We start from the raw sequence: 13,058 nt of genomic DNA on the forward strand, positions 1-13,058 counted from the left end.
CGGTTACAGGCCCTGCCCGTGAAATGCCTTCGAAAGCCGGGCGATGGCGTCGATGTTGCGCGGTCCGGGCGTCGCCTCGACATAATCGAGCACGACGAAGCGGTCGTTCTTCACCGCATCGACATTGGCGAAGGCCGGGTTGCTCTTCATGAAAGCGATCTTGTCCTCGGCTTTCACCTCGCCGTAGTTGACGATCATCACCACCTCCGGGTTCCGCTCGATCACCGGCTCCCAGGAGACTTCCACCCAGCTCTTGTCGACATCGTCCATGATGTTGGCGCCGCCGGCAGCCTCGATCATCGCGGTCGGAATGCCGAAGCGACCCGACGTGAAGGGCTTCTCCTCGCCGGAATCATAGACGAAGACGCGGGTCGGCTTGGCGTTGCCGACATTGGCCTTGGTGATCTCGGCGAGCTGGCTGCGATAACCCGCGACCAGCGCTTCGGCCCGATCCTCGACGCCGAAAATGCGGCCGAGATTGAGGAGATCGACGAACATGTCGTCCATCGAGGGCTTCTCCCTGGCCATGACGTGGATGCAGGATTCGGTGAGTTCGTAGACGCCGATCTTGAAGGGCGCCAATGTCTCGGGCGTCACTTCGCCACCGACCTTCATGCCGTAGTTCCAGCCGGCGAAGAAGAAATCGGCGTCGGCATTGAGGAGCACTTCCTTGGTCGGATATTTCTCCGCAAGCTCCGGCAGTTCCTTCACACCTTCGCGCAGTTTTTCATCGAGCGTCTTCCAGCCGGAAACGCCGGTATAGCCGACCATGTGGTCCTGCAGTTTCAGCGCCAGCATCATCTCCACCAGGTTGACGTCGTTGGCGATCGCCCGTTTCGGCGCGGCATCGAAGGTCACCTCGCGGTTGCAGCTCTTGACGGTCACCGGATAGGCGAGCGCCGGCGTGGCGGCGGCAATGAGAAACAGCAAGGTAGAGGAGGCAATATTGATCTTCATGAAATGGATCCCTGTCGAGGAAGTGAAAAGGAGAAACGGGCGCTGCCGGCAACGGCGGTGCCGTGGGCGGTGGCAGTGACGCCGAAGGCGGTGGAAAGCGCGCGCGGGTTCAGCACCGCATCGGGAGTTCCGAAGGCCGTCAGCCGCCCCGCGGTCACGATTGCGACGTCGGTCGCGAATTCGGCGGCGAGATTGATGTCGTGCAGCGTCGAAACGATCGTCAGCTTCAGCGTCTGCAAGAGCTCGAGGATTTCGAGCTGGTGACGGATGTCGAGATGGTTGGTCGGCTCGTCGAGGATGATGATGCGCGGCTCCTGGGCGAGTGCCCGGGCAATCAGCACCCGCTGCTTTTCGCCGCCCGAAAGTGTGGCGAACTGGCGGCCGGCGAGGTGGGAAAGATCGAGATGAGAGAGCGCATGCTGCACGCGCTCGCGGTCCGTCTCCGTCCAGCCGTTGAGCCCCTCTCGCCGCGGGATGCGTCCCATCATCACGACGTCACGCACGCTGAAGGGAAAGTCGCCGGGCATTTCCTGCAGCACGACGGCAATCGTCTTCGCCGCCTCGCGCGCCGAGATCGACCAGAGGTCGACGCCGTCGATCTCGATTCGGCCGGCATTCGGCTGCACCGCCCGGTAGAGGCAGCGCAGAAGCGAGGTCTTGCCGGCGCCGTTCGGCCCGAGGATCGCAAGGCGGCTGCCCGCTTCGATCGAGAAATCCATGTCTTCGACCAGGGTCAGCCCCGCACGGGGCCCCCAGCAAAGGCCTTCCACCTTGAGGGCAGCTCCCGTCGCTGAACAGGTCATGACCGCGTCCCTCCCCGCGCCGCGGCGCATTTCTGCCCGCGCACCAGAGGTCGCCGCCACCCTTTGCGTGTTGCGCTCATTGGAACCGTCCTCCAATGTCTTCGGAGACGAGCACTGCCGCCGGAATGCGAGCGAGCGTCTTTGTCTTGAGGCCGCGCGGACGCTCGGCGGCACGCGTCATGCCGTCGCCACGTTCGGCATAGGTGGCGGCGAAGCGGACGAGGTCGTCGATATCCTCTTCCGGCGAGATATCACCGAAGAGATAGGTCGCCTTGCCCGTCGCCTGGAAGGCGATGGTGCAGGGTCGCGTGCAAGCCGCCATGCAGACGGTGCCGGCGATCGAGAAATCACGATCGAGCGGCTCGCCGAGCGCGGCGATGCTGCGGTTGAGACGCTTTATCAGCTCGGCGCCCGGCACGCAGGGACCGCCGGTAAAACGGCAATCGGTGCAAACCGTTATCTTGTGCTGTCGGGAATTCGGCTCAGCCATTTTCTCTCTCCGCCGGAGTGACGGCAGGAGATGGCGAAGCGGCAGGATGACGGATGACCGTCGCGCGAAAGCCAGTTCTTTTCCATCGGAACACCCCGTCCGTTGTGGTTGATCGGTTCGATGGCAGGTCTCCTGGCTCGCGGGTCGCGGCGCATCCACGTCTTCCCGGTCTTTGACCAGTGACATGGTGTGAATGCGCTTTCCGCTCACAGTTGCGGGGGCAGCCACGGTTTCGGCCCCATTTGGGTCGTCCGTTCCGTGTTCCCTTTTCAGCCGCTTCCGCATTTCCGCGGACGCAGCACCATCACGCTCTTCCTCGCATGAATCGGCCGATGAAACAACTGCTAGGGGCATGCGCTACGGACCTATCAACATGCGGCGTTTCGTCATGCAGGATTTGTTATGAGATAACATAACGTATTGCAATGTCAAAGTTGAGTAGCCGGCGAAATTTGCCGCGGCGGCGCTGCCCGGCGCCCCCCGATCCGCCCTGCGCACGCCGATCGGCCGACCACCCGGCCCGATGCTTTCCGACTGGTGCCGCCGCGCCCACAAAAAGCGCCAGCGCCATGCGCAAATGCCGGCAATCTTAACGTACGTTACGCTCACGTAACCCCATGTCTGTTGAGAAAATCATCGGTCGAAGCGACAATCGGCAAAGCTAAGATTGGGCATCGGTAACGCACCAATAAACTCAACTTGGCCGCGCAGTACAGAAATGGCGCAATCCCGAAATGAAGTGATGGCAACTCAACTTTCTGAAGGGAAAAGTAGTGAATCCCATCGATTTCTTCGTCGACACACTTCGGACATACCCGCCCGTGGCCGTCTTCCTGGCACTCGGCATCGGCTTCCTGATCGGGCCGATCAAGGTCGCGGGATTCAATCTCGGAAACGTCACCGCAACGCTTCTTGCCGGTGTTCTCATCGGGCAGCTGGGCATCCAGGTTTCCGGTGACCTGAAATCCACCCTGTTCCTGATCTTCCTCTTCGCCGTCGGCTACGGCGTCGGACCCCAGTTCGTGCGCGGCCTCAGCACCGACGGACCAAAGCAGATCGCCTTCGCGCTGTCTGTCCTGGTGCTGTGCCTCATCGTTCCCTATCTCTGCGCGCTGATCGCCGGGCTTCCGCTCGGCTATGGCGCCGGCATGTATGCGGGATCGCAGACGATCTCGGCTGCAATCGGCGTCGCGACGGATCAGATCAACTCCCTCGGGCTGCCGGCCGAGCAGGCCAAGGCCTTTGCCGACCAGATCCCGATCGCCTATGCGGTGACCTATATCTGGGGCACGATCGGCTCGGCCATCATCCTCGCCCAGCTTGGGCCAAAGCTTCTCGGTATCGACCTTCCGGCGGCGTGCCGGGAATATGAGGCCAAGCTTGGCGGCGGCACCGAGAGCAGCGAACCCGGCATCACCCGCGCCTATCACGATTTCGGCCTTCGCGCCTACCGCGTCGATCAGGCAAGCGGGCTGACCGGCAAGCCGGTCAAGGACATTCTTCCCGGCATCCGTGTCTTTGTCGAACGTCTGCGTCGCGGCGACCAGATCATCGAAGCCGACGGCAACACCGTGCTGCAGCCAGGTGACGTCGTTGCCTTTTCGGGCCGGCGTGCCGTGCTCGTCGAAAACCTCGACAGCAAGCTCATCGAGGTCGAGGACAAGGAACTCTTGAACGCGGAAGCCGAAGTGGTCGACGTCTACGTCACCAGCAAGGCGCTTGCCGGCAAGACGCTCGCCGATGTCAGCACGATGGATTGGGCGCGCGGCGTCTATGCCCGCAAGATCATCCGCTCGCTGGTCGAGATTCCGGTGCTGCCCGGCACCACCGTCGAGCGCGGCGACATCGTCACCATCGGCGGCGCCAAGAGACACGTCGAAGCGGCGATCAAGGCGCTAGGCTTTGCCGACAGGCCCGTCGAGACGACCGACATTGCCTTCCTTGGCTGGGGTCTCTTCGTCGGCGCAATGATCGGAGCGCTCACGATTACGATCGGCGGCATCCCGATCGGCCTTTCCACCTCCGGCGGCGCGCTTCTCGCAGGCCTTGTGCTCGGCTGGCTGCGCACCACCTACCCCGCCTTCGGCCGAATCCCCTCGCCGGCGCTGTGGCTGATGAACACGCTCGGCCTCAACATCTTCATCGCCGTCGTCGGGATCGGCGCCGGCCCGGGCTTTGTCGCGGGCCTGCAGGAGGTCGGCATTTCGCTGTTCATCTGGGGCGTGGTCGCCACGTCGATCCCGATGATCGCCTCGGTGCTCCTCGGCCACTATGTCTTCAAGTTCCATCCGGCGATCCTGTTTGGCGCCTGCGCCGGCGTCAGAACGACGACGGCAGCGCTCGGCATGATCCAGGAGGCGGCCAAGAGCAAGGTGCCGGCGCTCGGCTACGGCATGCCCTACGCCATCGGAAACACGCTGCTGACCATCTTCGGCCTCGTCATCGTCATCATGCTCGCCTGAGGCGAGCGGGCGAAGCAGACCATCGTTCAAAATGCATAGATCACAGGGAGTGTGGACCATGTTGGACAGAAATTTCTACGATAGCCTTTCCGATCTCAGCCCGTTCGAAATCAAGGACGAACTGATCAAGCTCGCCAAGTCGAGCTCACAGAAATCCGCCAAGGCTTTCCTCAATGCCGGCCGCGGCAACCCGAACTGGACGGCGACACGCGCTCGCGAAGCCTTCTTCCTGCTCGGCCAGTTTGCGCTGACGGAAGCCAAGCGCGCCTATTACGACCCGAAGGCGGGTGTGGCCGGCATGCCGCCGAAGGACGGCGCCCACGCGCGGTTTGAGAAGTGGACGAAGAAGCAACTGCAGAGCACGGCCGACTGGGATGAAGAGGATGAGGGTATTCCGCCGGCAAAGACGCTTTCCGACGCCGTCAACTACGCCATCACCACCTTCCGCTTCGATGCGGACGCCTTCGTGCACGAGCTCACGGACTCGATCATCGGCGACAACTATCCGGTTCCCGATCGGGCGCTGCACCACAACGAGATCATCACCCACGAATACCTGATGTGGGCAATGTGCGCCGGCCACCGACCGAAGGCAAAGTTCGACCTTTACCCGGTCGAAGGCGGCACCGCCGCCATGTGCTACATCTTCAAGGCACTGAAGAACGCCCGCCTGCTTAACGCCGGCGACACGATCGCGCTCGGAACGCCGATCTTCACGCCCTATCTCGAAATGCCGGAACTGGAGGACTACGATCTCAAGACCATCAATGTCAGCGCCGAGCAGGAGGACCGCTTCCAGTTCACCGACGAAGACATCAAGGCGCTGGAGAACCCCAAGGTGAAGGCGTTGTTCCTGGTCAACCCCGGCAACCCGTCCGCCGTGGCGATGGATCCGGATTCGATCAAGCGCCTTGTCGACCTCGTCAACAAGAAGCGCCCCGACCTGATCGTGCTGACGGACGACGTCTACGGCACCTTCGTTCCGGGCTTCCAGTCGTTGCTTGGGCATCTGCCGCGCAACACGATCGGCGTCTACTCCTATTCGAAGTACTTCGGTTGCACCGGCTGGCGCCTCGGCGTCATTGCCGTCGCCGAGGACAACATCTTCGACGAGAAGATCAAGGCCCACGCCGAACCGATCCAGAAGCTCCTTGAAAAACGCTACAAGGCGATGACGCCGAAGCCGCGCGAGGTGAAGTTCATCGACCGCATCGTCGCCGACAGCCGCGACGTAGCGCTGAACCACACCGCCGGCCTGTCGCTGCCCCAGCAGGTGATGATGACGCTCTTCGGCCTCGTCGAGCTGATGGACGTCGAGAAGGCTTACCAGAAGGCCTGCATCGCCATCTGCACCAAGCGCTTCTGGAACCTGATCGAGGGCATGGGGGTCGAGTCCAATCCGGGCATCTATTTCGACCACTATTACGGCATCATCGACTTCGAGTTCTGGCTGCGCAAATATGTCGGCGAGGATGTCGTCACCTGGGTGAAGGACAACATCCACCCGCTCGACATTCCCTTCCGGCTTGCCGAGGACCACGGCATCGTGCTCCTCAACGGTTCAGGCTTCGACGCACCAAGCTGGTCGGCGCGCGTCTCCTTCGCCAACCTCAATGACGACGCCTACTCGCAGATCGGCCGTGCCGTGCGCTCGGTCGCCCGCGGCTATGTACAGACCTACCAGGCAGCCAAGGGCCTGAAGATCAGCTAGCTGATCGAAGCGGCCGGCAAACATGCCGGCCGCTTTCCCCTACCGCACCACGCGTCTTCCTGGACGCGCGGAGGTCGCTGTAGCACTTTGAATTGCTGCATGTTTTCGCCTATCAATCGGCCACGATCACGGGGAACATGCAGAAGGGCGTGAGCAGACGTCCTGTTGTCCAGCCACCCCAGATTTTCCGGCGGTTTCCCGCCGGCGAGCAAGCAGCGCATTGTCAGGCTGAAGGTGCCCCTTCGGCTGGAGTTGGGAGTAAAGCGGCGTGATCGATCATCTGTTCGGCATCCTCAGAGCGCATCCGGAGCTTGCCCTGTTTCTCGCGCTCGGCATCGGCTACGCCGTCGGCAAGATCACCATCTTCGGCGTGACCGTCGGCGCCGTCACCGGCTGCCTGCTGGCGGGCGTGCTGATCGGTCAGACGGGCGCGGTGTTGTCGAACGATGTAAAGCAGGCGTTCTTTCTGCTTTTCCTCTTTGCCATCGGCTACCGCACCGGCCCGCAATTCTTCCAGAGTCTCAACGCCGATGCCCTGCCCCAGATCGCCGTTACGGTGACGCTCTGCGTCGTCGCCCTCGGCGTCGCGATCATTCTCTCGATGCTCTTTGCATTCGATCTCGGAACGGCAGCCGGCGTGCTGGCAGGCGGAGCGACGGAATCGGCGACCGTCGGCGTCGCCATCGACACCTTCCGCAAGACGGCACCGACGCCCGAAGCGGCCAACCAGTTCGAATCCGCCGTTGCGACCGGTTTTGCCGTCGCCTACCTCGTCGGTGTCGTCAGCGCCATTCTCGTGCAGTCGCAGTTGGCTCCGCGGATGTTCGGCCGCAGCCTGAAGGAGGCCTGCGCCGAACTCGAAGCCGAACTCAACATCACCCCGCAAAACAACGGCGACACCGCCCGCCGCGAGATCGAAGCGCGTGCCTTCCAGGTCGCAGACAACCTGGTCGGCCTTACGGTTGCGGAAGCGGAAGCGAGGGTTCCTGAAAACCAGAAGGCCTATATCGAGCAGATCCGCAGGGGCCGCGAGATCATCACACCCACGAGCAAGGAGCGCCTGCAGGCAGGTGACGTCATAGCCGTTGCAGGCCTTCGCGGTTTCCTGGTCGAATATTCCAGCCGGATCGGCACCGAGATCGACGACCGCGAGCTGCTCGATATCCCTGTCGAGACCCTCGATGTGGTCGTCACCAACAAGGAAGTGGCCGGCAAACGCCTGTGGCAACTCAGGCAGCAGCCCGAGGCACGCTCGGTCTTCCTGCGCGGTATCCTGCGCGCCGGCCAGCCGATCCCGATCTTTCCCGGGCTGACGGTGCGCCGCGGCGACGTCATGTCGATCGCCGGCGCGCGCCGCCATGTCGAGGATGCCGCCGCGCGGCTCGGCTATGCCGACCGCGAGACGACGGCAACCGACATGGTCTTTGTCGGCGTCTTCATCTTTCTCGGCGGCCTGATCGGCATTCCCGCGCTGAAACTCGGTGCGCTGGAGATCGGGCTTGGCGTTGCCGTCGGCGTGCTGATTGCGGGTCTCGTCGCCGGCTGGCTGCGCTCGGTCCGGCGCACCTTCGGCTTCGTGCCGGAAGCAACCCTCTGGTTCTTCGACAGCGTCGGGCTCTGCGCCTTCATCGCCTGTGTCGGCATTTCGGCCGGCCCGAGTTTCGTGGCCGGTCTCGTCCAGTCCGGCCCGGCACTGGTCATCGCCAGCGCGCTGATCTGCGTGATTTCGCACTTGGCCGCGCTCGCGCTCGGCCGCTGGGTCTTCCGGATGAACGAAGGCGTGCTCGCCGGCACCTGCTGCGGCGCCGGCACTTCGGCACCGGCGCTCGCCGCCGTGCAGGAGGCGGCGGGAAGCAAGGTCCCGACGCTTGGCTACGGTCTCGGCTACGCCATCGGCAACGTGCTGCTCGCACTCTGGGGCGCCGTGCTTGTGACGGTTTTGGGGTAGCGCGAGCGCGTGGCGCAAGACGCTGACTTTCTAGCGGTATCGATTACCGGTCATGGAGATAGCGGCGGCATAGGAAAGGTCTCCGCGGCAAAGGCCGCACTATCGTCCCATCGCAACAATGCGCGTCCTGCATCGGTCCAGCGCCCAAATCGCGCGCCGAACTCCGACACCTCCATCTAACCAAAGGCCGTGAGTGCCTCGATTGCGTATTCCCCGGCCGACACCGCATAGTTATCGACCAGGCCGTCAGGACGCTCTTCGAGATATTGTCTCACCACTAGTGCCAGCGCTTTCAGGGCCAGCTTTTGGCGATCGTCCATGATGTAGCTTCCGGGCTGCAGATTCGGTTCGTTCATTTCGACAGGCTATCACCGCAGCGGCCACACCAGCATAAGCGTGGGTATGCTGACAATGACGATTACCAGCGATAGCGGCAGGCCGAGGCGCGGATAGTCGCTGAAGCGATAACCGCCCGGCCCCATGACCAGCGTGTTGCACTGGTGGCCGATCGGGGTCAGGAAATCGCAGCCAGCGCCAATGGCGACCGCCATCAGGAAGGCTTCCGGCTTGTAGCCGAGCGCACCGGCAAAGCTTGCGGCGATCGGTGCCATGACCAGCACGGTGGCGGCATTGTTGAGAAACGGCGTTACGGCCATGGCGGCCAGAAGGATTATCGTCAGCGCGCCGGCGGGCGGCAGGCCGGCGGCAATCGTGCCGAGCCATTGCGCGATGACCTCCGTGCCCCCGGTCGTGCGCAAGGAATCGCTGACCGGGATCAGCGCCGCCAGCATCACCAGGATTGGCCCGTCGACCGAGCGGTAGAAGTCGCGCAGCGGAATGATGCGCAGCACCACCATGGCAAGGGCCGCAGCAAAGAAGGCGATCGGCACGGGAACGAGGCCGACGGCGGTCGAGCCCATGGCAGCTGCGAGAACGAGAAGCGGCAGCGGGGCCTTGCGCGTGGTGCCGAGCAGGATTTCGCGCTGGGCCAGCGGAAGGCAGCCGAAGTCTTGCAGGAAGGACGTCAACTCGTGCCGTGCGCCTTGCAAGACGATGATGTCGCCGGCGCGCAAACGAATGCTGCCGAGGCGCTGCTTCAATCGTTCGCCTTGCCGGCTGACGGCAAGCAGGTTGATATTGTGGGTGTTGAACAGCGCCAGGCGCTGTGCCGACATGCCGTCCAGCGGCGAACCGCTGCCGACGACCGCTTCCACCGCTTCGATCTCGGATCCCGCCTTGTCTCGGGCGTGCGGAGCACGGTCACCGGCAATCTTCAGCTTGGCCTGGGAAACGATGCGATCGAGCGGTGCCGGCCCGCCTTCGAGCAGCAGCACATCCTCGGCTTCAAGCGTAACGTCGGGGAGCGGCGCCAGGTGAAGGCCGCGGCGAAAGATGGCGATGACGACGGCACCGCCGTCGCCGAGCTTGACCAGATTGCTGAGCGGCTTGCCGATCGCCGGGGAGCCGGCGGCAACCACGGCCTCGGAGGTGTAGTCGGTGATCTCTATCGCCGATTGCAGCGAGACCTGCTGGCTGGTGCGCTGCGGCACGAGCTTGTAGGCAAAGAGCAGGAAGATGCAGCCGACCAGCGCCAGCGTCGCTCCGACGGGCGTGAAGTCGAACATCGTGAAGCTCTCGCCGGTCAGCTCCTGGCGGACGCGCGAAACGACGATGTTCGGCGAGGTGCCGACCTGGGTCATCAGCCCGCCGATCAGCGATCCGAAAGCCATCGGCATCAGGAATACGGAGGGCTGGACATTCGACCGGCGGGCAAACTGGAAGGCGACCGGCAGCATGATCGCCAGCGCACCGATGTTCTTGATGAAGGCGGAGAGCACGGTGACGGTGATGACCAGCAGCGCAAGCTGCGCCCGGACCGACGAGATATTGGGTAGGAACCGCTGGATCGCTGCATCCACGATCCCGGAGCGCGCAACGCCCGCGCTGACGATCAACGCGCTGCCGACGATGATGACGATGTCGTCGCTGAAGCCATCAAAGGCATGGTCGTAGGGCACGATGCCGACGGCTACCGCCAGCATCAGCGCAGAACAGGCAATCACGTCGTATCGAAACCGCCCCCAGATGAAGAAGGCCATCATGGCGCCGATGACGATAAACGCGAGAGACTGTTCGGCGGTCATGCAATACCCGGGTTCGGCAAAAGGACTGGCGGCGGGACAGAGCTAGCGCTTGCCGCAAGGGCGAAACGCGCAGTCCGTGCAGAAGTTCACAAGAGACGTAACCGATGTTTCGGCAAATCGGAATTCGCCTCAGCGACAAATCTGGGTATGAGTGCGAAGCGCATTCTTCGCGCCGCCGCGCCGGCGGTGAGGCAGCGCCCCCTGCCACCCTGTCACTCGATGGTCCCGAATGAGGCCGCCCCCAGCGTATCGCCTCGTCCCGCTGCTTGCCCTACAGCAGAAAGGCAACCATCCGCCCGCCTGGTCGGAGCTGATCGCGAACAACATGTCGTCCCACGAAATCATCGACAACCCAGATGGTTTCGAGCGCCGTCTGCCTGCTGGTCAGCGGGTTGATAAAGGTCTGCGTCGACGGCGGTGGGGTGTCTCCGAAATCCTCCACCCGGGTCCGGTCATGGCCGGCAGATCCGCCGCGCGCGACACGGGCATATTGCAGGATCAACGTGTCGAATAACAACGGGAAGAAATGCAGCGCCAGGCGCGTCAAAAAGAGCTCGGAACGTACCCGGCTGCAGCTGTCGCAACCAAGCTTTCAAGACTGGGAAGACGTGAACATCTGCAAGCAATGCTTGCGAAAAGCCGCGAGGCGGAACTTGGAAATTTCCGTTGAAGCGCTACACTTTAGAAGAAAGTGCTGGACCTCGCGGGCAATGACCGTTCAAGGCAATTTCGCCTGACGCTCGATGACGCGCAGCCAAGCTCAGCCACATCTGAGGATCGCCGACATGAAACATGCCCTTGCCGCTCTCTCGGTCGTTCTGCTTCTCAGCGGCTGTACCGCCACGACCGGCCCCAATCTCACCTACGGCTATTCGCCGAACCTCCAGCCCATCCCCGGCAGCATCACCTATGGCGGCCAGCCGCGCACCAAGCTGAAGAAGGCGCCCGTCGGCAGCATCGTGCCGCACCAGTTCATCGATCAGTATGGCCGAAAGGTCTACGAGACCTACATCATCGAGCCCGACCGGTCCTTGCGCCTGACCAGCCGGCGCTGGCAGCCGGATGATATTTTCGACTTCGACTGAGCAAATCTGGGTCGCTAGGAAGGGGAGCGGCCATCGCCGCTGCCGAACTGCGCGTGCACCCAATCGCGAAGCACGCGAGTCGCTGGCCGGTCGGCCATGCGCGGGCTGTAGACGAAGTCGTAGCGGTCGCTCTCGAGCGTCAGGTCGAAAGGCTGAACGAGGATGCCCGAGGCGAGTTCATCCGCCACGAGCGTCAGGCTCAGGAGAGCGATGCCCTGCCCCGCAACCGCCGCCTGTACCGCGTGGATCTCATCGGTAAAGGAAAGTTGCGCGCTGGCATCGACACCGATCGCGCCCGCGCGCTCCAGCCATTGCCGCCAGACGGGCGCGCGGTGATCATTGCGGCGCGATGGGCCCCAGTCGAAGTGAATGAGCGTTTCCCGTTTGAGATCGGCCACACTTGCCGGTGCCAGTCTCGGGGCGCAGACCGGGGCAAAACGATCGGCAAACAACGGCTCGGTGACGAGACCCGGGTAGTGCCCGCCGCCGTAACGGATCGCAGCGTCCGCATCCGCCTCCAGGTCGACCGTCCTGTTGGAAGCGTCGAGCCGCAGTGTCCAGTCCGGATAGGCCTCGCGAAACGAGCCGGCGAGCGGCGCCAGACGCTTGGCGACGAAGGCAACCGTGGAGGTCAGCCGCGCCACCTTGCTCCCTTGCTGTCGACGCACGTCGGCAATTGCCTGTTCGAAACGATCGAGACCATCGCGCAGCACGGGAAACAGCGCCTTGCCAGCCGCCGTCAGATGCACCTGGCGCGTCTCGCGCTCGAAGAGCTTGACCTCCAGCATCTCCTCCAGCTGTCGGATCTGGTGGCTGACGGCGGTTGCCGAAACGTTCAGCTCTTCGGCGGCATGCTTGAAGCTCAGCCGACGCGCGGCCGCTTCAAAAACCCTGAGTGCACCGAGCGGCGGCAACTTCCTCATTCCATCCTCATAGATGAATTCACCTCATCCATCGGCTGAGAAATCACTCTTTGTCAGCCGATGATCACCCTAGCATATTGGGATCAACAGCCCAGGCAACAGCGCCGAGCTGAGAAAATCTCAAGCATGAAAGGACACCCCATGTCTCTCGAACAGGTCGTCACCAAGCCGGATCCCTATGCGCCCTTCCTGCTCTCCCAGGCGATCAAGGCCAATGGCTTCGTCTTCGTCTCCGGCCAGGCGGCGATCGGCGACGACGGCGAACTCGTCGGTGTCGGCGACTTCGACCGTCAGGCCGAGCAGGCCTTCCGCAATCTCGACCGGGCGCTGAAGGCGGCGGGCTCTGGTCTCGACAAGATCGTCAAGGTCACGATCTTCCTGCGCTCTATGGAGAATTTCGCAAAGATCATCGAACTCCGCCGCAAGTGGTTTTCCGCGCCCTATCCGGCCGACAGCATCATCGAGGTCTCCTCGCTCTATTCGTCGGACGCGCTGATCGAGATCGAAGCGATCGCGCTCGACGCGGGGCGCTGAC

The 13,058-nt window shown here is 63.0% G+C and carries 12 protein-coding genes and 1 riboswitch; of the genes, 5 read left to right on the forward strand and 7 right to left on the reverse strand.

Annotated elements, in window-relative coordinates; translation table 11 throughout:
* Positions 1-3 precede the first annotated feature (3 nt).
* The 3 genes from LAC81_RS09995 to LAC81_RS10005 all read right to left on the reverse strand — a co-directional run bounded on the left by LAC81_RS09995 (position 4) and on the right by LAC81_RS10005 (position 2,250).
* Positions 4-957: an ABC transporter substrate-binding protein gene (locus tag LAC81_RS09995; protein WP_223727691.1), complete on the reverse strand. Its 954-nt coding sequence runs from the start codon at positions 955-957 to the stop codon at positions 4-6.
* Entirely contained in the window at positions 954-1,760 is an 807-nt protein-coding gene (locus LAC81_RS10000) for an ABC transporter ATP-binding protein (RefSeq protein ID WP_113539265.1), read from the reverse strand. The genes LAC81_RS09995 and LAC81_RS10000 overlap by 4 nt, the downstream gene beginning before the upstream one ends.
* Positions 1,761-1,836: 76 nt before the next feature.
* A complete protein-coding gene (locus tag LAC81_RS10005; protein WP_113539264.1) occupies positions 1,837-2,250 on the reverse strand; it encodes a DUF1636 family protein in 414 nt (137 codons plus the stop codon).
* Positions 2,251-2,354: 104 nt separating this feature from the next.
* Positions 2,355-2,571: riboswitch (cobalamin riboswitch) on the reverse strand.
* 452 nt (positions 2,572-3,023) lie between these two features.
* On the opposite strand from LAC81_RS10005, the gene aspT (LAC81_RS10010) reads away from it, so the two are divergent.
* The 3 genes from aspT (LAC81_RS10010) to aspT (LAC81_RS10020) all read left to right on the forward strand — a co-directional run bounded on the left by aspT (LAC81_RS10010) (position 3,024) and on the right by aspT (LAC81_RS10020) (position 8,371).
* The gene (gene aspT, locus LAC81_RS10010) at positions 3,024-4,712 is read left to right on the forward strand and encodes an aspartate-alanine antiporter (protein WP_223727692.1); all 1,689 of its coding nucleotides are present in this window, start codon (positions 3,024-3,026) and stop codon (positions 4,710-4,712) included.
* A gap of 58 nt (positions 4,713-4,770) precedes the next feature.
* Positions 4,771-6,423 carry a bifunctional aspartate transaminase/aspartate 4-decarboxylase gene (locus LAC81_RS10015; protein ID WP_113539263.1) on the forward strand — a complete coding sequence of 551 codons (1,653 nt, stop codon included), beginning with the start codon at positions 4,771-4,773 and terminating at the stop codon, positions 6,421-6,423.
* Positions 6,424-6,691: 268 nt separating this feature from the next.
* Complete coding sequence (aspT, locus tag LAC81_RS10020; protein WP_223727693.1) at positions 6,692-8,371, forward strand: aspartate-alanine antiporter; 1,680 nt, start codon at positions 6,692-6,694, stop codon at positions 8,369-8,371.
* A gap of 176 nt (positions 8,372-8,547) precedes the next feature.
* Here the strand turns inward: aspT (LAC81_RS10020) and LAC81_RS10025 are convergent, their stop codons facing one another.
* From LAC81_RS10025 to LAC81_RS10035, 3 genes are all read right to left on the reverse strand, one after another.
* Positions 8,548-8,727, reverse strand: a complete 180-nt coding sequence (locus tag LAC81_RS10025) for a hypothetical protein (protein WP_223727694.1) — start codon at positions 8,725-8,727, stop codon at positions 8,548-8,550.
* A gap of 12 nt (positions 8,728-8,739) precedes the next feature.
* Positions 8,740-10,515: an SLC13 family permease gene (locus tag LAC81_RS10030; RefSeq protein ID WP_223727695.1), complete on the reverse strand. Its 1,776-nt coding sequence runs from the start codon at positions 10,513-10,515 to the stop codon at positions 8,740-8,742.
* A gap of 271 nt (positions 10,516-10,786) precedes the next feature.
* Positions 10,787-11,062: a hypothetical protein gene (locus LAC81_RS10035; protein WP_223727696.1), complete on the reverse strand. Its 276-nt coding sequence runs from the start codon at positions 11,060-11,062 to the stop codon at positions 10,787-10,789.
* Between the two features lie 238 nt (positions 11,063-11,300).
* Between LAC81_RS10035 and LAC81_RS10040 the strand changes: the two genes are divergently transcribed.
* Positions 11,301-11,600, forward strand: coding sequence for a hypothetical protein (locus LAC81_RS10040; RefSeq protein WP_113539259.1), 300 nt, complete (start codon positions 11,301-11,303; stop codon positions 11,598-11,600).
* Positions 11,601-11,614: 14 nt separating this feature from the next.
* Here LAC81_RS10040 and LAC81_RS10045 read toward each other — a convergent pair whose 3' ends face one another.
* A complete protein-coding gene (locus LAC81_RS10045) occupies positions 11,615-12,523 on the reverse strand; it encodes a LysR substrate-binding domain-containing protein (protein WP_419195813.1) in 909 nt (302 codons plus the stop codon).
* A 141-nt stretch (positions 12,524-12,664) separates the two neighbouring features.
* Here LAC81_RS10045 and LAC81_RS10050 point away from each other — a divergent pair, with 141 nt between their 5' ends.
* Complete coding sequence (locus tag LAC81_RS10050) at positions 12,665-13,057, forward strand: RidA family protein (RefSeq protein WP_223727697.1); 393 nt, start codon at positions 12,665-12,667, stop codon at positions 13,055-13,057.
* Position 13,058: the final 1 nt, after the last annotated feature.

The organism is Ensifer adhaerens (assembly GCF_020035535.1).
Taxonomy (GTDB): domain Bacteria; phylum Pseudomonadota; class Alphaproteobacteria; order Rhizobiales; family Rhizobiaceae; genus Ensifer.